General features: G+C 65.1%; 22 protein-coding genes and 1 pseudogene. 8 read left to right on the top strand and 15 right to left on the bottom strand.

The features are described 5' to 3' along the window. Nucleotides 1-28: 28 nt before the first annotated feature. From PHD22_RS08485 to PHD22_RS08475, 3 genes are read right to left on the bottom strand one after another with little or no spacing between them, the layout of a single operon-like run. Entirely contained in the window at nucleotides 29-694 is a 666-nt protein-coding gene (locus tag PHD22_RS08485; RefSeq protein WP_299865044.1) for an energy-coupling factor ABC transporter permease, read from the bottom strand. Between the two features lie 28 nt (nucleotides 695-722). Then, entirely contained in the window at nucleotides 723-1,664 is a 942-nt protein-coding gene (locus PHD22_RS08480; RefSeq protein WP_299865041.1) for an FAD-binding protein, read from the bottom strand. Next, on the bottom strand, nucleotides 1,664-2,413 hold the full coding sequence (locus PHD22_RS08475) for an electron transfer flavoprotein subunit beta/FixA family protein (RefSeq protein ID WP_299865038.1): 750 nt from the start codon (nucleotides 2,411-2,413) through the stop codon (nucleotides 1,664-1,666). Before PHD22_RS08475 ends, PHD22_RS08480 begins: the two co-directional genes overlap by 1 nt. A 217-nt stretch (nucleotides 2,414-2,630) precedes the next feature. Here PHD22_RS08475 and PHD22_RS08470 point away from each other — a divergent pair, with 217 nt between their 5' ends. After that, nucleotides 2,631-3,245, top strand: a complete 615-nt coding sequence (locus PHD22_RS08470; RefSeq protein WP_299865036.1) for a TetR/AcrR family transcriptional regulator — start codon at nucleotides 2,631-2,633, stop codon at nucleotides 3,243-3,245. On the opposite strand, the gene PHD22_RS08465 is transcribed toward PHD22_RS08470, so the two are convergent. The 7 genes from PHD22_RS08465 to ppx all read right to left on the bottom strand — a co-directional run bounded on the left by PHD22_RS08465 (nucleotide 3,184) and on the right by ppx (nucleotide 9,903). Further along, on the bottom strand, nucleotides 3,184-4,011 hold the full coding sequence (locus tag PHD22_RS08465) for a TatD family hydrolase (RefSeq protein WP_299865033.1): 828 nt from the start codon (nucleotides 4,009-4,011) through the stop codon (nucleotides 3,184-3,186). The genes PHD22_RS08470 and PHD22_RS08465 overlap by 62 nt on opposite strands. Before the next feature lie 4 nt (nucleotides 4,012-4,015). Then, a complete protein-coding gene (locus PHD22_RS08460; RefSeq protein WP_299865030.1) occupies nucleotides 4,016-4,816 on the bottom strand; it encodes an enoyl-CoA hydratase in 801 nt (266 codons plus the stop codon). A 61-nt stretch (nucleotides 4,817-4,877) separates the two neighbouring features. Further along, nucleotides 4,878-5,510, bottom strand: a complete 633-nt coding sequence (locus PHD22_RS08455; protein ID WP_299865027.1) for an ABC-type transport auxiliary lipoprotein family protein — start codon at nucleotides 5,508-5,510, stop codon at nucleotides 4,878-4,880. Nucleotides 5,511-5,531: 21 nt separating this feature from the next. Further along, on the bottom strand, nucleotides 5,532-6,482 hold the full coding sequence (locus tag PHD22_RS08450) for an MlaD family protein (protein ID WP_299865024.1): 951 nt from the start codon (nucleotides 6,480-6,482) through the stop codon (nucleotides 5,532-5,534). Further along, nucleotides 6,482-7,255 (bottom strand): ATP-binding cassette domain-containing protein, encoded by a 774-nt coding sequence (locus PHD22_RS08445; protein WP_299865021.1) that lies wholly within the window; start codon nucleotides 7,253-7,255, stop codon nucleotides 6,482-6,484. The genes PHD22_RS08450 and PHD22_RS08445 overlap by 1 nt, the downstream gene beginning before the upstream one ends. Continuing rightward, nucleotides 7,252-8,349 (bottom strand): ABC transporter permease, encoded by a 1,098-nt coding sequence (locus tag PHD22_RS08440; RefSeq protein WP_299865018.1) that lies wholly within the window; start codon nucleotides 8,347-8,349, stop codon nucleotides 7,252-7,254. The genes PHD22_RS08445 and PHD22_RS08440 overlap by 4 nt, the downstream gene beginning before the upstream one ends. A gap of 42 nt (nucleotides 8,350-8,391) precedes the next feature. After that, nucleotides 8,392-9,903: an exopolyphosphatase gene (gene ppx, locus PHD22_RS08435; protein WP_299865015.1), complete on the bottom strand. Its 1,512-nt coding sequence runs from the start codon at nucleotides 9,901-9,903 to the stop codon at nucleotides 8,392-8,394. A gap of 160 nt (nucleotides 9,904-10,063) precedes the next feature. Here ppx and ppk1 point away from each other — a divergent pair, with 160 nt between their 5' ends. From ppk1 to bioD, 7 genes are all read left to right on the top strand, one after another. After that, on the top strand, nucleotides 10,064-12,142 hold the full coding sequence (gene ppk1 / locus PHD22_RS08430) for a polyphosphate kinase 1 (RefSeq protein ID WP_299865012.1): 2,079 nt from the start codon (nucleotides 10,064-10,066) through the stop codon (nucleotides 12,140-12,142). Nucleotides 12,143-12,281: 139 nt separating this feature from the next. After that, nucleotides 12,282-13,637 carry a hypothetical protein gene (locus PHD22_RS08425; RefSeq protein WP_299865009.1) on the top strand — a complete coding sequence of 452 codons (1,356 nt, stop codon included), beginning with the start codon at nucleotides 12,282-12,284 and terminating at the stop codon, nucleotides 13,635-13,637. A gap of 108 nt (nucleotides 13,638-13,745) precedes the next feature. Further along, nucleotides 13,746-15,074, top strand: coding sequence for an adenosylmethionine--8-amino-7-oxononanoate transaminase (bioA, locus tag PHD22_RS08420; RefSeq protein WP_299865006.1), 1,329 nt, complete (start codon nucleotides 13,746-13,748; stop codon nucleotides 15,072-15,074). Then, nucleotides 15,067-16,248: an 8-amino-7-oxononanoate synthase gene (gene bioF, locus PHD22_RS08415; protein WP_366520704.1), complete on the top strand. Its 1,182-nt coding sequence runs from the start codon at nucleotides 15,067-15,069 to the stop codon at nucleotides 16,246-16,248. The genes bioA and bioF overlap by 8 nt, the downstream gene beginning before the upstream one ends. After that, entirely contained in the window at nucleotides 16,245-16,979 is a 735-nt protein-coding gene (locus PHD22_RS08410) for an alpha/beta fold hydrolase (RefSeq protein WP_299865003.1), read from the top strand. The genes bioF and PHD22_RS08410 overlap by 4 nt, the downstream gene beginning before the upstream one ends. Continuing rightward, nucleotides 16,972-17,748, top strand: a complete 777-nt coding sequence (gene bioC / locus PHD22_RS08405; protein WP_299865000.1) for a malonyl-ACP O-methyltransferase BioC — start codon at nucleotides 16,972-16,974, stop codon at nucleotides 17,746-17,748. The genes PHD22_RS08410 and bioC overlap by 8 nt, the downstream gene beginning before the upstream one ends. Continuing rightward, nucleotides 17,745-18,425, top strand: a complete 681-nt coding sequence (gene bioD, locus PHD22_RS08400) for a dethiobiotin synthase (RefSeq protein WP_299864997.1) — start codon at nucleotides 17,745-17,747, stop codon at nucleotides 18,423-18,425. Before bioC ends, bioD begins: the two co-directional genes overlap by 4 nt. A 25-nt stretch (nucleotides 18,426-18,450) precedes the next feature. Here bioD and PHD22_RS08395 read toward each other — a convergent pair whose 3' ends face one another. The 5 genes and pseudogenes from PHD22_RS08395 to PHD22_RS08375 form a co-directional block, all read right to left on the bottom strand. Then, nucleotides 18,451-19,236 carry an RNA methyltransferase gene (locus tag PHD22_RS08395; protein ID WP_299864993.1) on the bottom strand — a complete coding sequence of 262 codons (786 nt, stop codon included), beginning with the start codon at nucleotides 19,234-19,236 and terminating at the stop codon, nucleotides 18,451-18,453. Between the two features lie 7 nt (nucleotides 19,237-19,243). After that, complete coding sequence (locus tag PHD22_RS08390) at nucleotides 19,244-19,699, bottom strand: CopD family protein (RefSeq protein WP_299864990.1); 456 nt, start codon at nucleotides 19,697-19,699, stop codon at nucleotides 19,244-19,246. Beyond that, entirely contained in the window at nucleotides 19,696-20,292 is a 597-nt protein-coding gene (gene rnhB, locus PHD22_RS08385) for a ribonuclease HII (protein WP_299864988.1), read from the bottom strand. The genes PHD22_RS08390 and rnhB overlap by 4 nt, the downstream gene beginning before the upstream one ends. After that, complete coding sequence (gene lpxB / locus PHD22_RS08380; protein ID WP_299864986.1) at nucleotides 20,289-21,440, bottom strand: lipid-A-disaccharide synthase; 1,152 nt, start codon at nucleotides 21,438-21,440, stop codon at nucleotides 20,289-20,291. Before lpxB ends, rnhB begins: the two co-directional genes overlap by 4 nt. A 3-nt stretch (nucleotides 21,441-21,443) precedes the next feature. Further along, a pseudogene (locus PHD22_RS08375) lies at nucleotides 21,444-21,683 on the bottom strand (hypothetical protein); the annotation flags it as partial.

Here is a 21,683-nt window from a genome sequence, read left to right as displayed (position 1 = left end):
GTAGGTATTACGACTGCTTGATGCCGGCTTACTTGTTGATCAGGTAACTGCGGTCATCGAAGGTGGACACCCATTCGGGACGGTAGATCACCAGCAATGTGAGGGCCATGCCCGACAGCCAGGCTTCGGCAAAACCCAGCAGCAGGAAGAAGGGCAGGTACTCGGACAGCAACTTGTCCGCCGGGTAAGCGCCGGCAGCAAGAAGGCTCAGCGTCGCGACCAGCCCCTGGACAAGGACCGTGACGGCAGCGCCGAGAAAGGCATTGACGAAGATGTAAACAAAGAAGTGCTTCGGCAGGAAGCGCTCCATCACCCGGAAATACAGGGTGGCCACCGCCACCGGCACAATGCCCATCACCAGCAGGTTGATGGGATAGGCGCTCCATTCCGCACTGCCGTTGAGGGTAATGCCGGCCAGGGCCAGGGCGAGTACCACCAGGGCCAGCTGCGGCCCGAAGATCAGGGTGGTGGCCATGGCCCCCAGCAGATGCAGGTTGAGCCCGGGATAGACCCCTGCATTCATGCTCCACAAGACGGTGAGCACCACGGCAGCGCCCGCCATCGCGTTCAACTGCTGGGTGTCGAGCAGGCGCCTCCAGGGCGCCTTCAGATACAACCACGCGCCAGCCCCCACTCCACACAGGCTGGCAAATACATGCCACGCCATGGAAAAGAGGTCTGACGCGAGGTTCATTCAACGCTCCCCGTCGGCGGACGACCGATCAGACTGCCGAGACGAGTTGCGGTACGGCTTCGAACAGATCGGCCACCAGGCCGTAATCGGCCACCTGGAAGATCGGCGCTTCAGGATCCTTGTTGATCGCCACGATCACCTTGGAGTCCTTCATGCCGGCCAGATGCTGGATGGCACCGGAGATGCCGACGGCCACATAGAGCTGGGGTGCGACAACCTTGCCGGTCTGGCCGACCTGGTAGTCGTTGGGCACGTAGCCCGCATCCACCGCGGCACGGGAAGCACCCAGGGCAGCCCCAAGCTTGTCGGCCAGAGGCTCGAGTACCTTGGTGTAGTTCTCGCCGCTGCCCAGACCACGACCGCCCGAAACGATGATCTTGGCGGCGCCCAGTTCGGGGCGGGCCGACTTGGTGAGCTCACGGCCCACCAGCTTGGACAGGCCAGCCTCGGCGACGGCCGCCACGGTCTCCACGGAGGCGGAGCCACCCTCGCCCGCCGCTTCGAAGGCGGTGGTACGGACGGTGATGACCTTGACCGGATCCACCGACTTGACCGTGGCCAGGGCGTTACCCGCGTAGATCGGACGCACGAAGGTGTCAGCAGATTCGACAGCCACAATTTCGGAAATCTGGGCCACGTCAAGCAGGGCCGCCACCCGGGGCAGCACATTCTTGCCAAAGGTGGTGGCCGGGGCCAGCACGTGGGTGATGGCACCGCTGGCAGCCTTGACCGTCTCGACAACCTGGTTGGCCAGGTTTTCGGCGGACTGGTCGGCAAAAGCGGCCGAATCGGCCACCAGCACCTTGGTCACGCCAGCCAGCCTGGCTGCGGTTTCGGCCACGGCAGCGGCGCCAGAGCCCGCGACGAGGACCGAAATGGCGCCACCAAGTCTGGCGGCGGCAGTGATGGCGTTGAGGGTGGCGCCCTTGAGGGACGCATTGTCGTGCTCGGCAACAACCAGAATCGTCATTACAGCACCTTCGCTTCGTTCTTGAGTTTATCCACCAGCTGAGCCACGTCAGCCACCACGATGCCTGCGCTGCGCTTGGCCGGCTCGACCACCTTGAGGGTGGTCAGGCGCGGAGTCGCGTCGACCCCCAGATCTGCCGGCTTGACGGTCTCGAGCGGCTTTTTCTTGGCCTTCATGATGTTCGGCAGGGTGGCGTAGCGCGGCTCGTTGAGGCGCAGGTCGGTGGTGACCACTGCCGGCAGCGAAACCTCGAGGGTTTCAAGACCACCGTCGATCTCGCGGGTCACAATGGCCTTGTCGCCATGCACGGCCACCTTGGAAGCGAACGTGGCCTGGGGCCAGCCCATCAGCGCGGAAAGCATCTGACCGGTCTGGTTGGAATCGTCATCGATGGCCTGCTTGCCGAGGATGACGAGCTGGGGCTGCTCCTTGTCACACAGAGCCTTGAGCAGCTTGGCCACGGCCAGCGGCTGCAGTTCGGCGTCGGACTCGACCAGGATGCCCCGGTCAGCGCCGATGGCCATGGCAGTGCGCAGGGTTTCCTGGCAGGCACCGACACCGCAGGAAACAGCCACCACTTCGGTAGCAACACCGGCTTCCTTCAGACGGACAGCCTCCTCGACGGCGATCTCGTCGAAGGGGTTCATGGACATCTTGACGTTGGCGATATCCACGCCGGAGCCGTCACTCTTCACGCGGACCTTGACGTTGTAGTCGACGACGCGTTTAACGGGAACCAGAATCTTCAATGCTGCGCTCCTTCCATTTATGAGGTTTTCCACCATCTGTCGGTCCGCTCACCACTGAAGCCAGGGGACGGACCTTTTCTCGGGACATTCTGCAGGGGCTGCCGCCAACAGGGCCAGGGCCCGCACAAAGATGCAGGACTCCAGCTTCTCACAGGCATCTTGCTTTGTCACTTTCCGTACGGTAGCGTACGGAAAAACAACCGTCAATACTGGAACCATGCAAAAGCCCCCCCGTCATCAACTCGACCGCAGCGCCTGGATCCAGGGCGCACTGGACACCCTCGCCGACGAGGGCGTCACCGGGGTTCGCGTCGAGGTGCTGGCCCGCCGGCTTCACGTCACCAAGGGCAGCTTTTACTGGCATTTCAAGGATCGCCAGGACCTCCTCTCCGGTGTTCTGGAAACCTGGAAGGACGGACGGATCCGCGACATCGTCAAGCAAACCCAGCTGGAGCCCGGCGGCGACCCCCTCGCCCAGATTTTCCGTGTGGTCGATGTGTACTCGACCAGCCGCAATCACAAGGGCATGCTGATCGAGCTGGCCATGCGGGAATGGGCCCGGCGCGACCCGGCGACAGCCCTGATCGTCGAGGAGGTTGATGTCTGGCGCCTGCGCTGCGCGCGGACACTCTTCCTGGCCGGAGGTCTGCCCATGCACGAAGCCTCCACGCGCAGCATGCTGCTCTACGCCTATGTTTTCGGCGTTTCGATGATGAACTGCGAAAAATTCGATGGAGATATCGCCCGGATGAAGGACGATATCCGGGCCCTCATTGCCCGCAGTCCGTCGGACCGGACTGTCCCTGGAGAGGCCCTGCCTCCCTCACCCTGAGGGAGCCCAGCCCTGGCAGGGCCGCCAGCGCATTGCGCCCGGTGGCTGCCTCCACCGCCTCCACCGGCAGCCCCCGCAACTCGGCCAGAACGGCGGCAAACCGCTTCAGATTGACCGGATCATTACGCCGGCCAGCACCCCAGGCAGGCGGGATGTCCGGGGCGTCGGTCTCAAGGACGATGCTGTCCAGGGGCAAGGTCGCTGCCAGCGCCCGGATACGGCGGGATCCGGGATAGGTCATCGCTCCACCGAAACCCAGCCGGAAACCCAGTCCGATGAAGGCCTCGGCCTGCTGGTGGCTGCCGTTGAAGGCGTGGGCAATGCCGCCCCGGGGCCGAAGGCGACGCAACTGCTTGAGAATCTCGTCCTGGGCCCGACGCACGTGGAGCACCACCGGCAGATCGAACTCCACCGCCAGCCGGAGCTGGGCCTGAAAATAGGTCTGCTGGAGAGGAAGATCGCCATCCGGCACGAAACCATCCAGACCAATCTCCCCCACTGCCACCGCCCTGCCCTCCTTCAAGCGCTCTTTCAGCAGGGCCAGGTCTGAAGGCCTGGCCTCCCGGACGAACAGGGGATGAATGCCCAGGGCAAAACAGCAATCGTCCCGCCGGGCTGCCAGGGCAGCGACCCTGTCAAAACTGGCGGCGTCCACAGCCGGTACCAGAAAACCGGCGACGCCGGCCTCCCGGGCCGCCTGGAGCACCCCATCCCGATCCTGGTCGAACTCGGGGGCATCCAGATGGCAGTGCGTGTCAATCAGCAAGCGATCACCGACCGGTCCAAACGGGCTTGCGCTTCTGCATGAACGCATCCATGCCCTCCGCCGCGTCCTCGCACATGGCATTGCAGGCCATCACTTCCGCCGCATGCTGGTAAGCAGCATCAAGCCCCATTTCCAGCTGGCTGTAAAACATCTGCTTGCCCATCGCGATGGCCTTCGGGGACTTGGCACAGATGGAAGCCGCCAGTTTGCCGACTTCCTCGTCCAGGGAGTCGAGGGGAACGACCCGATTCACCAGCCCCCGACGCTGGGCCTCTGCTGCATCGATGAAATCACCGGTCACCAGCATCTCGAAAGCCTGCTTGCGCCCCATGTTCCTGGACAAGCCCACAGCGGGCGTGGAACAGAACAGGCCGGCATTGATGCCGGAGACCGCAAAACGGGCCACATCGGAGGCCACCGCCAGGTCACACATGGAGACCAGCTGACAGCCGGCGGCCGTGGCGATCCCATGGATGCGGGCAATGACTGGCTGGGGCATGGCAACGATCTGCATCATCACCTTGCCACACAGACGGAACAGAGCTTGCTGGAAACCCTTGGAGTAATTGCCACGCATCTCCTTCAGGTCGTGACCTGCGCAGAAGGCCTTCCCGGCACCGGCCAGTACCACGACCCGCACGGAGGGGTCCGCAGCCACCGCCTGAAGCTCGGCCAGCAGAGTCTCCAGCATCGGCATGGAGAGGGCGTTGAACTGGGCCGGACGGTTGAGGGTGAGGGTGGTGACGCCTTCCACGTCCTGGCGCAACAGCATGGCGTCCTGCGGGGTATCGACAACAGCGTTCATGGGGTTCTCCTCCGGTTTGCTTTATGAAAATGCCGGCACGCGTCGGCCGGCTACGAAAAAATCAGGGACGACAGCGGACGCGAGGGCTTCCGGCACCCGGCGCCTCTGCCTGATCCTGGGTCTCGAGCCAGCCACTCAGCTCGTGATGGAGCTGGATCACGGCCTCCCGCAAGGCGAGCACTCCCCCCGGCGCGTCCGGCGTCCGGGCCGGCACCTCCAGGTGAAAGGCACGGCGGGCCAGGACCTCCTCAGTCAGGGGTGCCAGCAACCAGGCCCGCGCCTCGACGACACCACGACTGTCAGCAGGTGCGTCAAAGACCTGGATAAACTCGTCCAGATCCACCCGCAGCCGGCAGGCACCTCGGCCCCCCGTCAGGGCACGCCCGAGGATCAGCTCCACCAGCTGGGCAGGTGGAGCGACCCATCTGCTCTCCTGGAAAAGGTGGCGCCGGGTTGGCTGGGCATAAATCAGGCGGTACGTCATGCCATTGCCCACCAGCCAGGGTGCCGGCACGACCTCGATGGCGCGGGGAGTCCAATCGGCAGTCCTGCCGGAGGCGGGCAGGGCCGAATCCAGCCTGCCCAGATCATGGACTGCCAGCGCCGGGAGGGCTCCCGGCAGGGAAGCACACGCCGTCAGAAGCAGTCCTACAAGCACACACACTCCGGAAGACCATTTCCACAACATCGTCATGACACTCCTGCCTGGCATGATTCAGGGCTCCCCCACGGGAAGCTGAAAGCCTTTTTCCCCGGGGCCGGCGGGGGCCGGGCGGCGCCCGCCCAGCAGTACCTGGGGCGTTTCGTCGAGTTGCCCCAGCAAGGACGAGAGCTGGCGGGAGGTCTGGGTCAGCTCCCGGAGCAGGCCATCCACCTGGGGAAGAGTGCTCCCTGCCATGCGCGCTCCCGCGCTGCCCACCAGCGCTTCGACCCGTTCCGTTGTGGTTTGCAGACGCACCAGGAGCTGGCGCGCTTCCACCACGGTCGGTACGGCTTCATTGCTGAAACGCTCCAGATTGTCCAGGGAACGCCCAATCCGGGCCACGTTGTCCGGGCTGAGCACCTGGCGCACGGCAGCCAGGGTCGCTGGGGCTTCCTTGAGGGTCCTGTCCAGCCCCGCACTGGCCGCCTCCAGGTTAACAAGGCTGCGCTCGATCCGCGCCAGGTTCTCAGGGCTGCCCAGACCCGCCAGCCGCTCCGTGACCAGCTTCACCTGCCTGAGGGTCTGTACCGACGCGTCGGCCACCTCCTCCACCAGTCCCGGGGCCAGCGGAATACGCGGCGGATCACCGCCCACACCCATCAGGGGTGCAGGTTTGTCCCCCCGGTCATCCAGGGCAATGAAGGCCAGACCGGTCACCCCCTGGGTGGACAGACGGGCCCGGGTTCCTTCGGTGACCGGAAGATCTGCACGAATCCGGATCCTGACCAGCAGATCCCGGGGATTCGCCGGATCCAGGGTGATTCCGGCGACCTTGCCGGCGGCAATCCCGCGATAACGCACATTGGCCTGAGGATTGAGGCCGTTGACGCTGCCGGACGTCACCAGGAGGACATCCCGGGTGTCCTCGCGACGATCCGAGAACCACCACAGGGAAAAGACCACACCGAAGCCCAGCAGGAGCGCAAAAAGACCGGCCGCAATGGCATGCGCGCGGCTTTCCATCAGCCCCTCCGACCCCGGGAGAGTGCGGTGACACTCCGGCTGCTGTGGAAGAAACGTTCGATGAAGGGGTCTTGCACGGTCATGATTTCATCCAGACTGCCAAAGGCCAGTATACCCCCTTCAGCAAGCACGGCCACGCGCGTGGCCAATGCCGCGAGGGTATCCAGATCATGGGTGACCAGCACGACGGTCAGGCCAAGAGCCCGGTGGAGGGCCCGGATCAGCGCAACGAAACCTGCACTGCGCTCGGGATCCAGACCGGCAGTGGGCTCATCGAGCAACAGGAGCTCCGGCTCCAGGGCCAGGGCCCGGGCCAGAGCGACCCGCTTGATCATGCCCCCGGACAGTTCCGCAGGCATCCTGATGGCCACTTCGGGCTCCAGCTCCACCATCCCCAGCTTCAGGAAAACCAGATCCCGCAGGAGCTCCTCGTCGGTAATGCCCGCCTCCCTGAGGGGAAAGGCCACGTTGTCGAAGACACTGAGCGCGGAAAACAGGGCCCCCTGCTGGAACAGCATGCCGAAGCGCCGGCGTCGGGCCAGCTGCTCGCTGCGACTGCCCGCAAACAGGGATTCGCCAAACAGCCGTACCTCCCCTTCGGCCGGCTCCAGCAGGCCCACCATCTGGCGCAGCAGGGTCGTCTTGCCGCTTCCCGATCCGCCAACCAGCGCCACGACCTCTCCCCTGGGTACGGCCAGGTCGATCTGGCGGTGCACCCAGCGCCTGCCAAAACGGGTGGACACCCCCTGCAGGAGCACCGGAAAATCGCTCATTTGAAGGGCAAGCCGATGCTGCGGGTGGCAATCGCAAAAACGGCATCCACCAGAATCACCACCGTGATGGCCGTCACCACCGACGCCGTCGTGTTGGCCGACAGGCTCTCGGTATTGGGCTTGACCCGCAACCCGAAATAGCAGGCCACCAGGGCAATCAGCAGCCCGAACACTGCGCCCTTGGCGAGGCCGATCACCAGGTTGGCCACGGGTACCGCCCGGGGCAAGGCGTTCAGGAAAAAATCGAAAGTCAGGCCCAGCTGGAGATTGGCGGAGAGCATGCCGCCCAGGAGGGCCACCGCCGACCCCCACAGGGTCAGGAGGGGCATGGCCAGGGTCAGGGCCATCACCTTGGGGAGAACCAGGCGCACATGGGGAGAAATCCCCATGGCGGTCAGCGCATCGACCTCCTCGGTCACCCGCATCACACCGATCTGGGCCGTCATGGCCGAACCTGATCGCCCCGCCACCAGGACCGAGACCAGTACCGGCCCCAGCTCCCGGATGATGCCCAGCCCGAGGATGTTGACGATGAGGGCATCCGCTCCGAAGGCCTGCAGTTGCAGGGCCGACAGATAGGACATGACAACCCCGATCAGGAAACCCACCAGCGCAGTCACCGGCATGGCCCTCACCCCGACCTTGTAGAAATTGGCCGAAATCTCGAGCCAGGGCCAGTGCTCCCGATTGCGCAGCAGATAAGCCAGGTCCAGGATCAGATAACCGACCAGGATCGTGAAGCCCAAAGCATGCCGTCCCAGGGCAAGGAACAACCGGCCCAGTTCGGCCGTGCCATCGAGGAAGCGGTACGGGGGTTTGGTCGCCACAGCCTGTGCCCCCTGGGCCTGGAGGCGCTCGAAAACCGGAGCAAACCTCTCGGGCAGACGCAGCCCTGCAGGAAGACGTCGCCCCCAGCTCTGCCACAGAAGCACAGCCCCGAAGCTGTCGAGGCGGCTCAACTCTCCAAGCTCCCAGCGCGCACCGGGCGGAAGCCGGGTCAGATCCTGCCGGACGTCGCCCGGCGCAGTCGTGAGGGAGTGCAGCGTCCAGTCACCGCCGAGGATGACCAGGCTCCCCTCTTCCGCATGAACCACACGGAGCTCCGGCGAAGGACGGCCGGCCTGAGCCACGTAGGATCAGGCCCCGCTGCTCTCACGGGCACCGGCCCGCTCAACCCGGATTTTCAGAGGCTGGCCAATGGAGAGCCACTGCCGCTCTTCCTCCTCCAGCGCCGAAGCGGTGAGGGGCAGATTGCGCAGCCACTCGGCATCCGCCACCAGCACGTGACCCCGCGCTTCCCGCTTGAGCTTCAGGGGAGGCAGGCCACGGCCATCCCGGGCCCGGTGCACCACCATGGCCAGGCGCAGACACAGGATCAAGCGCCACTCGGGGCTTTCCGGATCAATGGCACTGACCCGCGACAACTTGCCCCGATGGGCCAGCACGATGCGGGCGAGACGCCCCTGATCCATCCGCGAAAAGCCCGGCATGTCGGCGTTGCCCAGGATATAGGCACTGTGTTTGTGATAGCTGGAGTGAGCCACCGAGATACCCACTTCGTGCAAGCGCGCAGCCCATTCGAGAAAGCGTCGATCCATGTTTTCTTCGTCAGCCGCCAGAGGATCCAGCTGCAGCAGCAGGGAGCGCGCCGTCTCGGCTACCCGGATCGCATGGGGCATGTCCACATCGTAGCGCTTGCCAAAGGCGGCAACCGTAGCGTCCCGCAGGTCATGGTGGTGATACCGGCCGAGCAGGTCATACAGCACCCCGAGCCGGAGGGCGCCTTCCGAGAAGGTCATGCGCTCCAGCCCGAACTCCTCGAAGATCGCCCACATGATCGCAAAGCCGCCCGGCAGCACCGGCAGCCGGTCCGGCCGCAGACCCTCCAGCTGCAGGTTGTGCACGTTGCCGGCCTTGAGCATCAGGGCCCGCAGCTTTTCCATGCCGCTGCGGGTGATCCCCCCGTCGGAGAGGCCATTCAATTCCAGGATGTCCACCAGCGCCTTGGCCGAACCACTGGACCCCACGGCCTCGTCCCAACCGATCTCCCTGTAGGGATGGGAGATGGCCTGGATTTCCTTCTGGGCGGCCAGCTCTGCGTCCCGCAGGCCTCGCTTGTCCACCCGCCCCTCGGGGAAGTGCTTCAGGGAAAAGCTGACACAGCCCATGTAGAGGGACTCCAGGACAATGGGTTCGAAGCTCTTGCCGATCACGAATTCCGTGGAGCCGCCGCCGATATCCACCACCAGCTGCTGACGGTGAGGGTTGGGCAGGGTATGGGCTACGCCCACGTAAATCAGGCGGGCCTCCTCGCGACCGGCGATCACTTCGATGGGGAAACCCAGCGCAGCCTCAGCCTGAACCAGGAAATGGGGGGCGTTCTTGGCCACGCGAAGGGTGTTGGTGGCCACGGCCCGCACGGCCTCGGGCGGATAGTCCCGCAGGCGTTCATTGAAGACCCGCAAGGCACTGATCCCACGAAACTGGGATGCAGCATCGAGCATCCGGTCGGAGGAAAGACCAGCCGCCAGGCGGACCGACTCCTTGATGCCGTCAAGGGGATAAATCTGGTCATTAACGATCCGTCCCACCTGGAGACGAAAACTGTTGGAACCCAGATCAATGGCAGCAATCAATTCGCGATTCATGAAACAGGCACTGAACATGCCATCAAACGTAATGGGAAGCGAATTCTAACACCCGGCACCGAGGGACCGGATGAAACCCTCATCCGCCCGCCATCGTCATCTTTGTGCAATAAAAATGTCACACAATCGAGGCCTAATCAGAGAATTGACAGGAGCGCCCATGCACAAGCCCCACGCCGACCGCCATTTCAGTTCCGATCACTTCATCAACCGGGAGCTCTCCCTGCTGCAATTCCAGCGCCGGGTACTGGCCCAGGCTGCAGACCCAGCGGTGCCGCTGCTGGAAAGACTGCGTTTTCTGTGCATCGTATCGAGCAACCTGGATGAGTTCTTCGAAGTCCGGGTGGCCGGTGTCAAGGAACAACAGCGCCTCGGAAGCCTTGCGATCACCACCGACGGACTCACCCCTGCAGCACTCCACACGCTGATCAGCCGGGAAGTCCACAGCATCATCAGTGAACAGTATTCCCTGCTCAATGACGTGATCCTCCCTGCCATGGCAGCCGAGGGAATTGTTTTCCTGCGCCGCAGCGCCTGGACCGACGCCCAGCACCTGTGGGCGAGAGAATACTTCCTGCGGGAAGTGATGCCCGTTCTGACACCGATCGGGCTCGACCCCGCCCACCCCTTCCCACGGGTGCTCAACAAGAGTCTCAATTTCGCTGTCGAACTCGAAGGTCGCGACGCCTTCGGACGCAGCTCCGGCGCCGCCATCGTCCAGGCACCCCGGGCGCTGCCGCGGGTGATCCGCCTGCCCAAGGAGCTGACCGGTGTCGACTATGGCTTCGTGTTCCTGTCCTCCCTGCTTCACGCCCACGTAGGCGAGCTTTTCGAAGGCATGAACGTGCTGGGCTGCTACCAGTTCCGGGTGACCCGCAACTCCGACATGTTCGTGGATGAAGAGGAGGTCAAGGACCTGCGTGCCACCCTGAAGGGTGAGCTGCAACAGCGCCATTTTGGTGACGCCGTACGCCTGGAGATCGCCGACAACTGTTCGGAAGCCATGGAGCAGTTTCTGCGCACCCAGTTCGGACTGGGCGCGGATGACGTCTATCGCGTGCCTGGCATGGTCAACCCGGTACGCCTCAACCAGGTACCCGACTGGGTCGAGCGGCCAGACCTCAAATACCGGCCCTTCCGCCCAGCCCTCTCCCGCGGGCTGGAAAAGAACGAGAACATCTTCGCCTCCATCCATCGCCAGGACATCCTGCTGCACCACCCCTTCGAGAGCTTCGAACCGGTCATCGACTTGCTCAAGGCCGCCGCTGACGATCCCGACGTGGTCGCAGTGAAGATGACGGTGTACCGTACCGGCACGGATTCCGTACTGATGGAACACCTGGTAAGGGCCGCCCAGAAGGGCAAGGAAGTGACCGTGGTCCTCGAGCTGATGGCCCGCTTCGACGAAGAGGCAAACATCAGCTGGGCGGCCCGCCTGGAAGAGGTGGGTGCCCATGTGGTGTATGGCGTGGTCGGTTACAAGACCCATGCCAAGATGCTGCTGCTGGTACGCCGGGAGGAGGGAGTCCTGCGGCGCTATGCCCATCTGGGAACGGGTAACTATCACCCCCGCACCACCCGCTTCTACACGGACTTCGGGCTGCTCACCGCCAATGAGGAAATCGGTGCCGACGTGGCAGAGGTGTTCAAACAGCTCACCGGGCTGGGCCAGGCCCGTCAGCTCAAGCACCTGTGGCAGGCCCCCTTCACACTGCAGCCCAACGTGGTGGCGGGGATCCGGGAAGAAGCCGAGATCGCCCGGGCGGGCCGCAAGGGCCGGATCATCGTCAAGGTGAATGCCCTCCTCGAACCGGAAACCATCGAGGCACTCTACGAGGCCTCTCAGGCCGGCGTGGAGATCGACGTGATTGCCCGCAGCGTGTGTGCGCTCAAACCCGGGGTCCCTGGACTGTCCGAGAACATCAAGGTGCGCTCCATCGTCGGCCGTTTCCTGGAACACCACCGGATCTTCTACTTCGGTGCGGACGGTGCGGAGAAACTCTACCTGTCCAGTGCCGACTGGATGGAGCGGAATTTCTTCAAACGCATCGAGGTGGGCTTCCCCATCCTTGATCCAAAAGTGAAGCGGCGCGTCATGAAGGAAGGCCTGCGGCCCTACCTGGGTGACAACTGCCAGGCCTGGGAAATGGACAGCGAAAATCACTACCGCAGGAAAAATCCCCGTGCAGCCCGCCACGCCGCCCAGGAAATCCTGCTCAAGGAGCTGACGGGCAGCTGAGTCCGATCCGCCCGACAAAGACAGGGCGCGTCCGGCCTCCAGGGGTCTGGCGCGCCGTTTCCCTTGCGCTCCTCGCCAAGCGGGCCGGCAGGCTGTTGTAGAATCCGGGGATTGCCGACTACTTCCGACCCCCTTCCCCATGATCCTGAATCGCCGCCGTCAATTTCTTGTCGCCACCCTCAGTGCAGCGGTCCTGTCCGCCTGCGGCGGAGGCAGTGGCAGCTCTGCACCGGCCCCCGCCGACTTCCGGATCGCCGGAGGCGAAAACCAGATCTTTACCGACTGGACTGCCGCCAGCGGGGTCGACTACTGGCTGTTCTTCAAAAAGGGCAGCACCGTTTCCATCGGGGGCAAGGACAACCTGTTCCGGATAGACATCACCACCCCTTACGTGCTGCGCGAACTCGACCTCGACACCCAGTACGCCATGACCCTCAACGGACGCAAGGATGGCGGCGAGGGCGGGCCGGGAGTCCCGGCGCAGACCACCACCACGCGCCTGGCGGGCAGCGACTGGCTTGCCGGTGACAGCACCAGTCTCACCAGTCTTGCCGCCAGCGCGCCCCTGTATGGCGTGGCCTACGGCCAGATCACCAACAGCTCCAACACCTATGGCTACGTGGCAGTAGGTGCCAACGGCAACATCCTCCGCACAGCCGATACGGACGCCGCCCGGGGCTACGGCCACATCGACGCCACCACGGGCCTGGTCAAGCCCATCGTCTGGCAAAAGCCCGCCACCAGCACCGTCCCAGCCAGTGTCACCCTGCGTGGCGTAACCTATGCCAGCAACCTGGAGATGTTCTGTGCGGTAGGCAGCAACGGTACCATCGTCACCAGCACCAACATCGACACCTGGACACTTCTCCCGGGCTCCCCCACCACCGCCAGCCTGAACGGGATTGCCACCAGTGGCTCCGCCTTCGTGGCTGTGGGGGACAACGGTACCCTGCTCTACTCCACCAACGGCACCAGCTGGAGCCCCCCCTCGTCCGTGAGCGCCAGCATCGCCGGGGTCACCCTGCGGGGGGTCACGTACTCCGCCGCTGGCATATGGGTTGCCGTGGGCAGCGGTGGCACCGTGCTGACCAGCACCAATGGCACCACCTGGACGGCAACCACCCTTTCAGGTGACCTGACCGCGGTTTCCGCCATCGGTCTGGTGGATGGCAACAACAACACGGTCTACACCTATGTCGCCGTCGGTGCCGATGGCACCGTCTTGACCAGCAACAACGCCAGCACCTGGAGTACGACCACCCTGGCTGGAGAATTCCATTCAGTCCAGGCCTCCACCCGTCTGGTAGCCGTGGGCGCCAACGGCGTCGTGTTCACCCGGGACACCCTGGCCGGTACCCCCTGGATCCAGCGCAATGCGCCCCTTGGCAACGCCACGATGTACGGCATCACCCGCGGCCTGGCCACTTACGGACAGAACATTTACACCGCCGTTGGTGTCCATGGCGGTAACGGCGCCAGCATTTTCTCCTACTGAGATCCCTGCCGGATCAGGGCGGGGCCGCTCCAGGCCCCGCCCTCAAGTGGAGCCACCAGCCCCTGGTCGCTCCACTTTTCGCTTTCCGTGACCCTCACCTGCATAACCATGTCCTCATCCGCCAACGCCAGCCTGCTCTCCCGCTCCCTCGCCTCGGTCTGGCATCCCTGCACCCAGATGAAGCACCATGAGCAGCTGCCCCTGATCCCGATTGCCCGGGGTGACGGCCCCTGGCTCTATGACATGGACGGCCACCGCTATCTGGACGGAATCAGTTCCTGGTGGGTGAATCTCTTCGGCCATACCAACCCGCGGATTGGAGCAGCCCTCAAGGAACAACTGGACACCCTGGAGCACGTGATGCTGGCCGGCTTCACCCATGCCCCCGTGGTCGAACTCTCCGAGCGCCTGGCGGGCCTGACCGGAGCTCAGCTGGGACACGCCTTCTATGCCTCCGACGGCGCCTCAGCCACCGAGATCGCGCTGAAGATGAGCGCCCACTACTGGCGCAACCACGGATACCCCGAGAAGAATTGTTTTGCCTACCTGGAAGGTAGCTACCACGGGGAAACCGTCGGCGCCCTCGCGGTGACCGACGTGGCCCTGTTCCGGGACGCCTATGCCCCCCTGGTCCGGGGCGGCGACTGCCTGCCCAGCCCCGACGCGCGCCTCGCGGAACCGGGCGAGAGCCCGGCAGACGTGGCCCGCAAGGCCGCTGCTGCGCTGGAGGCACACCTGGACGCGCATTCTGGCAGGATCGCAGCGCTCATCGTGGAACCCCTGGTTCAGGGGGCCTCCGGGATGGTCATGTACGATCCGGAATACCTGCGCCTGGCGCGGCAGATCTGCAACCGCCACCAGGTGCACCTGATTGCCGACGAGATCGCCGTGGGCTGTGGCCGCACGGGAACGTTCTTTGCCTGCGAGCAGGCGGGCATCTGGCCGGATTTCCTGCTCCTCTCCAAGGGCATTTCCGGAGGCTACCTGCCCCTCTCCATCGTGTTGAGCAGCAGCGATGTCTTTGCAGCCTTCTATGACGACGACACCGCCCGGGGCTTCCTCCACTCCCACTCCTACACCGGCAACCCCCTGGCCTGCCGCGCAGCCCTCGCCACCCTGGACATCTTTGTGCAGGACGAGGTGATCGCTGCCAACCAGCGCCGTGCCGCGCGCCTTGGAGAAGCCTTCCGTCATGCCCTGGGCACGCACCCGCGAGTCCGGCACCTGCGCCAGCGGGGCATGATCCTGGCCTTCGATGTGGCCGACGCCCCGCCTGGATTCTCCCGCCGCTTCTTTGCCGCGGCTCTCGAACGGGAACTGCTGCTGCGCCCCATCGGCAACACGGTGTACACCATGCCGCCCTACGTCCTGTCGGACGACGACATCGCACACCTGGCACAGGCATCGGCCCAAGCCCTGGAGGTGGCCCTTGCCTGAGCTGGATCCCCTGGAAGAACTGCAGCAAGGCCTTGCCGACCTGGACGCAGCCGGCCTGCGCCGTCACCGCCGGGTGGTCACCACCCCCTGCCAGCCCGAGACCCGCCTCGCGGGCAGGGATTCACCGGTCATCGCGTTCTGCTCGAACGACTACCTGGGCCTGGCGGCCGAGCCGGCCATTGCTGCCGCACTCCGTGCCGGCAGCGAGCGCTGGGGGAGCGGCGCCGGTGCCTCCCACCTGGTCAGTGGGCACTATGCCCCCCACGAAGCGCTGGAAGCCCGGCTGGCGGCCTTCGTCGGCATGGACGACGCCCTCTACTTCTCGACAGGCTACATGGCCAACATCGGGGTGATGCCGGCCCTGGTGGGCCGGGGCGATGCGATTTTCGCCGACCGGGTCAACCACGCCTCCCTGGTCGATGGCGCCCTGCTCTCCCGGGCCGAACTGATCCGCTATGCCCACTGCGACCTTGCCGCCCTGGAAAGCCGGCTCCAGGCCTCCCGGGCGCCCCGCAAGCTGATCGTCACCGACGGGGTGTTCAGCATGGACGGAGACATCGCCCCCCTGCGCGAGATGCTCGCCCTGGCCGAGCGGCACAAGGCCTGGCTGCTGGTGGATGACGCCCACGGTTTCGGCGTGCTCGGCCCCCAGGGACGGGGTTGCCTCGCCCACTTCGGCATCCAGTCGCCGCGCCTCATCTACATGGGCACCCTGGGCAAGGCTGCGGGCGTGACGGGCGCCTTCGTCGCCGGCCAGCGGGAGGTGATCGACTGGCTGCTCAACCGCTCCCGCAGTTACATCTTCACCACGGGCGCCCCGCCGCTCATCGCGGAAGGGCTGCTGGCGGCCCTGGACATGATCGAACAAGGGGATGCCCGCCGCTCGCACCTCCTGCACCTGATCACCCGCTTCAAGGCAGCCCTCCACCTGACCCGCTGGCAACGCCTGCCCTCCGACACCCCCATCCAGCCCATCGTCATCGGAGACAACCACGAGGCTCTGGCCGTTTCCCGGGCCCTGGACGAGGCCGGGCTATGGGTACCTGCAATCCGCCCCCCGACCGTTCCCAAGGGCTCTGCCCGCCTGCGCATCGTCCTCTCGGCAGCCCACACGGAGGCTCAGGTGGCCCATCTGGTCACGACCCTGATGAAGCTGGAAAGGAGGCAACCGTGAGTCGCCCCCTGGTCCTGCTCCATGGCTGGGGATTCACCTCCCGGGTCTGGGAGCCCCTGACGACCCGGCTGGACAGTACCATCGACGTGCTCCCCCTGGACCTGCCGGGCCACGGCTCGGCCCCGCCGGCAGGCGATGATCCGGAGCGCTGGATCGACGCCCTGCTGGGCCGGCTTCCGACCTGCTGCGACCTTCTCGGTTGGTCTCTCGGTGCCCAGCTGGCCCTGGCTCTGGCCGTCCGGGCCCCCGAGCGGGTCGCCCGCCTGATCCTGCTGGGCGCCAGTCCCCGCTTCGTCTGTGGGGAAGACTGGGAAGCCGGTCTTGCCCCGTCGATCCTGGAAGAATTCCAACGGGGGTTTGCTGCCGATCCGGGCACCTTTCAACGGCGTTTCGTCGCCCTGCAAAGCCTGGGCGACCGCCGGCGCAAGGACATCACGCCCTTGCTCAACGCCACCCTGACCCCTGTGGACACGGTCCGTCATGGGCCCCTGTCGGACGGTCTCGGCCTGCTGGCGCAAATGGACCTGCGCCCTCTGCTTCCCTCAGTGACTCAACCGGTCCGGCTGATCCAGGGTCGTCACGACAAACTGATGCCTGCCGCCGCAGCCGAGTGGATGGCTGCACACCTGCCGGATGCACGTCTCAGTCTCTTCGAGGACTCGGGACACGCTCCTTTCCTGTCCCGGCCGGCCGACTGTGCCACATTGATAGAGAGCTTCCTGGGTGAATAGGCCACCCGCACCCAAGCAGGCCGTAAGGGCCGCCTTCGACAAGGCGGCGGATGCCTACGATGCCGTTGCCGCGGTCCAGCGGGAAGCCTGCGACCGACTGCTGACGCTGGTTCAGGCCAACGGGATCACGCCCCGGTGGATCCTGGACGGAGGCTGCGGAACGGGTTACGCCCTGCCCCACCTGCACCATACCTTCCCTTCCGCCCAGCTCCTGGCCCTGGATTTTGCCCCTGCCATGCTCAGACGCCATCCGCCCGGAATTGCGCTGCCCCTGTGTGGAGATCTGGAGCACCTGCCCCTGGCCAACGACAGCCTGGACGCCGTGTGGTCGAGCTACGCGCTCCAGTGGTGCCACCCGGACAAGGCCTTCCCTGAGCTGGCCCGGGTACTGCACCCCGGCGGCCAAGCCTGGATCGCCACTCTGGGACCTGGCACCCTGCAAGAATTGAGAAACGCCTTTCGTGTGGTGGACGAGGCAGAGCATGTGCTCTCCTTCAGCGAACCGGATGTCCTCGCGGCTTCCCTCGAAACCGCCGGTCTGCGGGTTCGCCACCATCGGCGCGACACCCTGCGGGCCTGGGCGCCGGACCTGCGCCAGCTCCTGTCCGACATCAAGGCCCTGGGTGCCCATCAAACCGGGGCAGGCCGGCGGCGCCCCTTGACCAAAACCGCCTGGCACCGGCTCAGTGAAGCCTACGAAGTCCACCGCAGCCCGCTGGGCCTGCCCGCCTCCTACGACACCTTGTGGTTCATCGCCGAAAAGACATGAGCGCCTATTTCATCGCCGGAACCGATACCGAGATCGGCAAAACCTTCGTCACCTGCAGCCTGCTCCACGCAGCCCGGAGCCGCGGCCTGCGGGCCGTGGGCATGAAACCCATCGCCGCAGGCGCCGACCGGGTGAACGGAGAGCTCATCAACGAGGATGCCGCCCGTCTCAGGAGCGCTGGCAGCTTCGACCCCGGCCTCGCCCTGCTCAACCCCTATTGCCTCGCGAGTCCCATCGCACCTCATATCGCAGCAGCGGAAGAAGGCATCGTCCTTGAATTGTCTCCCATCGTCGAAGCGCTCTCCACGCTGCAGGCCCAGGCAGAGCTGGTGCTGGTGGAAGGCGTCGGCGGCTTTCGGGTGCCCCTGAGAGATGATTACGACACCGCTGATCTGGCCAGGGATCTGGGCCTCCCGGTGATCCTGGTCGTGGGCATGCGCCTGGGCTGCATCAGCCACGCCCTGCTCACGGTGGAAGCCATTCAGGCCCGTGGACTGAAGATCGCCGGCTGGTTGGCCAACCAGGTGGATCCGGCCATGCTGCGCTTTGACGAGAACGTGGCAGCACTGCGCCAGCGTATCGGGGCTCCGCTGCTGGGCATGGTCCCTTTCCAGATCGACGGAAACCCGGCTTCCGCTGCCGCTGCATTGAGTTTTCCGCCAGACGGCGGACGCTGAAGCAACGGGCCGCCAGACGCCGGCCCTAACGCTCCATGGCGCGTGACTGGCGCACCTGCTCGAAGAGGCAGATCCCAGCCGCCACCCCCACGTTCAGGGACTCGATCCCACCGGGCATGGGAATCCGTACGCGACGGGTCGCCAAAGCCCGGACAGGCCCGGAAAGGCCCTGTCCCTCGGAGCCGAACAGCCACGCGACCGGACCCGTAAGATCCAGCGAGTACAGATCGGTGGAATCCTGCAGATCCGTGGCCAGAATCGGCCCGGGGAAGGTGGCCAACGCAGCGCTGGCATCGACACCCTCGTGCAGGATCAAACCGAAATGAGCCCCCATGCCGGCGCGCAGCACCCGCGGAGCCCAGGCCTGGGCACAGCCGGGGGTCAGCACCACATGAAGGATGCCCGCTGCAGCGGCTGTCCGCAGGATGGTGCCCAGATTCCCCGGATCCTGAACACCATCCAGGACGATGCAACTGCCGGTAATCGGCAGTTGCTCCCCCCCCGGCTGCGCGATCACTGCAAGCACGCCGCTCGGTGAATCCACCGGACTCACGTGGGCAAACAACCGGTCCGGCAGTTCAATCAGGCCTTCAGGATCGCATCGGGCAAGGAGCGCCCGGATCTCCGCGTCCTGAGCGCCGCTTTCACTGACCACCACCTGCCGGGGCATGACGCCGCAGTCCAGTGCCACCGCCAGCAGATGGGCGCCATCCAGCAGCGTCTGGCCGGTCTTGCGTCTCTCCCGGGACGAGGTGGCGAGCGCATGAAGCAGCTTGACGGCCGGATTGTCCCGGGAAGTGATCCGCTTCACCACGGGGTCACAGGGTCCGGCCGACGGTCGCGATGACCACCGTGAGCGTGCCGAGGAAAAGATTGACGGTCACCCGCAGACGGATCCGGTTCATGGCCACTGCGCCATCCGCCCAGGCTTGTGCATGCACCGCCCTCTGGAGGGCGGCCCACGGGCCGAACCAGATGCTGGCAAAGATCGCAGTCATCAAGAATCCGTTGAACATCATCAGGTGGGCGCTCGGCGCGGCCTGGGCAAATCCGGTTTCCAGCAGCATGGCGAAACCGGAGCCCAGGATCAGGCCGATGGCCGTCCATACCGAAGTAAAGAACCGGCGCAGGACCGCTTTCCACAACTGCAGACGCAAGGGAGGCTCAAGGCCCAGGGCCGCAGGACGCAGGAAAAAGTGGGCAAAGACCATACCCCCTACCCACACGATTACCCCGGCCAGGTGGGCAAACAGGAAGAAATTATGAAAACTCATGCAAGGTCGTCCTCGGTCCATAAGGGGGGATTGGCAAGGATGTCCCTTACCGGCCCGAAACTGCGGCGATGGAGTTCACTGGCGCCGTGGGCACGTAACGCCGCCAAGTGGGCTGCCGTCGGATACCCCTTGTGAGCAGCCAGTCCGTACTGGGGATAGCGGCGGTCCAGATCCACCAGCAAAGCATCCCGAACCGTCTTGGCGAGTATGGACGCGGCGGAAATTTCCGGCACCAGGGCATCCCCCTTGACCACCGCCTCACAGGGCATGGGCACTCGAGGACAGCGGTTGCCATCGGCAAGAACCTTGTCGGGACGCACGGCCAGGCCGGCCACCGCCCGCTCCATGGCCAGCATGGACGCATGCAGGATGTTCAAGCGGTCGATCTCTTCCACACTGGCTTCCGCCACACACCAGGCCAGGGCCTTCTCGCGGATCTCGGCGGCCAGCTGGAGACGCCGTTTCTCCGACAGCTTTTTGGAATCCGCCAGCCCGGTGATCGGACGGGCCGGATCAAGGATGACCGCCGCAGCCACCACCGGTCCACACAGAGGGCCCCGCCCCGCCTCATCCACACCACACACCAGGCTCATGAACAGCGGCTCCCCAGGCATGGCAGGATGGCCGCTGCCGCCTTGGCCGCCGTATCCTGGCGCAGGACATGATGCATTTCGGTAAAGGTCCGGGTCAGCGCGGCGACCCGTTCCCCATCCGTGAGCCAGCCGTCGAGGGCATCCGCCAGTGCCTGGGGCGTCGCGGCATCCTGCAGGATCTCCGGGACCACCTCCCGGTTCGCCAGCACGTTGGGCAGTCCGACCCAGGGCAGATAGGCCATCCGTTTCATCAGCCGGTAAGACCACTTGCCGATCTTGTAGGTGATCACCATCGGTCGCTTGAGCAGGGCCGCTTCCAGGGTCGCCGTACCACTGGCGACCAGCACCACGTCGGCAGCGATCATCGCATCCACCGCATGGCCAAACAGGATGCGGATGGGGAGGTGGGTATGGACATGGCGCCGCAGGGCCTCTTCGAACAGGAGACGGGTTTCGCGGGTCGCCAGGGGCACCAGGAAGCGCGCCTCCGGATGACGCTCATGGAGAAGGGCCGCCGTCGCAATGTAGGTATCGGCCAGATTACGCACTTCCGACTGGCGGCTGCCCGGCAGAAAGGCGAAGACCGGCTTGTCGACCGGCAACTGCAGCATCTCCCGTGCTGCCAGACGATCGGGCTCAAGCGGGAAGACATCCGCCAGAGGATGACCGACATAGCTCACCGGGACGCCCGCGGCCTGATACAGGGCCGGCTCAAACGGAAAGAGGCACAGCATGTGACTCACCGAGCGGGCAATTCCCTTCACCCTGCCCTTCCGCCAGGCCCAGATCGACGGGCTGACGAAATGAATCGCCGGAATGCCCCTGTCCTTGAGACGACGTTCCAGCCACAGGCTGAAATCCGGTGCGTCCACACCGATGAATGCCGCTGGCCGGTCTGCCAGCAGCCGCCTGAGCAGGTCACGGCGGATGCCGGACAGCTCCCGGTAATGCCTGAGGGCATCCACGTACCCATGAACCGCCAGCTTTTCAGCGGGCCAGAGGGCCTTGAACCCCACAGCCTGCATCTTGGGGCCGCCGATGCCATAGAACTCGGCATCCGGGAGATGGCGCTGGAGCGCCTTGATCAGGTGGCTCGCGAGGAGGTCGCTGGAGGCCTCGCCGGCCACCATGGCGATACGCAAGCCCATCGCTTAACGGACGATGCCACGCCCGGACTCGGCGATGAAATCCGAGAACTGCTGCAGTTCAGGCGCCGCCAGCGCCTCCTCGGCGATCAGCCGGCGCGCCTCATCCAGGGTCAAACCCTTGCGGTATTCGGTGACGCGGAAAAACGCGCCGCCTACGACGACCTGGGACGCCAGCAAAGCGCCCAGGGCGGTCCTGGCGGCGGTCTCCGTCCGCCGCCCGACTGGGGCGCCGGCTTCGAATCC

Source organism: Zoogloea sp. (genome assembly GCF_028693495.1).
Lineage (GTDB): Bacteria > Pseudomonadota > Gammaproteobacteria > Burkholderiales > Rhodocyclaceae > Zoogloea.
Note: the sequence above shows the minus strand (reverse complement) of the source record. Positions and strands in the feature narration are given on the sequence as shown.

What these genes read in the sequence shown, in the direction of transcription:
- ppx (WP_299865015.1), bottom strand. Translation starts at nt 9,903, where the DNA reads ATGAATCGCGAATTGATTGCTGCCATTGATCTGGGTTCCAACAGTTTT.
- PHD22_RS08390 (WP_299864990.1), bottom strand. Translation starts at nt 19,699, where the DNA reads ATGAGTTTTCATAATTTCTTCCTGTTTGCCCACCTGGCCGGGGTAATC.
- PHD22_RS08425 (WP_299865009.1), top strand. Translation starts at nt 12,282, where the DNA reads ATGATCCTGAATCGCCGCCGTCAATTTCTTGTCGCCACCCTCAGTGCA.
- PHD22_RS08455 (WP_299865027.1), bottom strand. Translation starts at nt 5,510, where the DNA reads ATGACGATGTTGTGGAAATGGTCTTCCGGAGTGTGTGTGCTTGTAGGA.
- PHD22_RS08480 (WP_299865041.1), bottom strand. Translation starts at nt 1,664, where the DNA reads ATGACGATTCTGGTTGTTGCCGAGCACGACAATGCGTCCCTCAAGGGC.
- lpxB (WP_299864986.1), bottom strand. Translation starts at nt 21,440, where the DNA reads ATGGGCTTGCGTATCGCCATGGTGGCCGGCGAGGCCTCCAGCGACCTC.
- ppk1 (WP_299865012.1), top strand. Translation starts at nt 10,064, where the DNA reads ATGCACAAGCCCCACGCCGACCGCCATTTCAGTTCCGATCACTTCATC.
- rnhB (WP_299864988.1), bottom strand. Translation starts at nt 20,292, where the DNA reads ATGAGCCTGGTGTGTGGTGTGGATGAGGCGGGGCGGGGCCCTCTGTGT.
- PHD22_RS08445 (WP_299865021.1), bottom strand. Translation starts at nt 7,255, where the DNA reads ATGAGCGATTTTCCGGTGCTCCTGCAGGGGGTGTCCACCCGTTTTGGC.
- PHD22_RS08470 (WP_299865036.1), top strand. Translation starts at nt 2,631, where the DNA reads ATGCAAAAGCCCCCCCGTCATCAACTCGACCGCAGCGCCTGGATCCAG.
- bioD (WP_299864997.1), top strand. Translation starts at nt 17,745, where the DNA reads ATGAGCGCCTATTTCATCGCCGGAACCGATACCGAGATCGGCAAAACC.
- bioA (WP_299865006.1), top strand. Translation starts at nt 13,746, where the DNA reads ATGTCCTCATCCGCCAACGCCAGCCTGCTCTCCCGCTCCCTCGCCTCG.
- PHD22_RS08450 (WP_299865024.1), bottom strand. Translation starts at nt 6,482, where the DNA reads ATGGAAAGCCGCGCGCATGCCATTGCGGCCGGTCTTTTTGCGCTCCTG.
- PHD22_RS08485 (WP_299865044.1), bottom strand. Translation starts at nt 694, where the DNA reads ATGAACCTCGCGTCAGACCTCTTTTCCATGGCGTGGCATGTATTTGCC.
- PHD22_RS08460 (WP_299865030.1), bottom strand. Translation starts at nt 4,816, where the DNA reads ATGAACGCTGTTGTCGATACCCCGCAGGACGCCATGCTGTTGCGCCAG.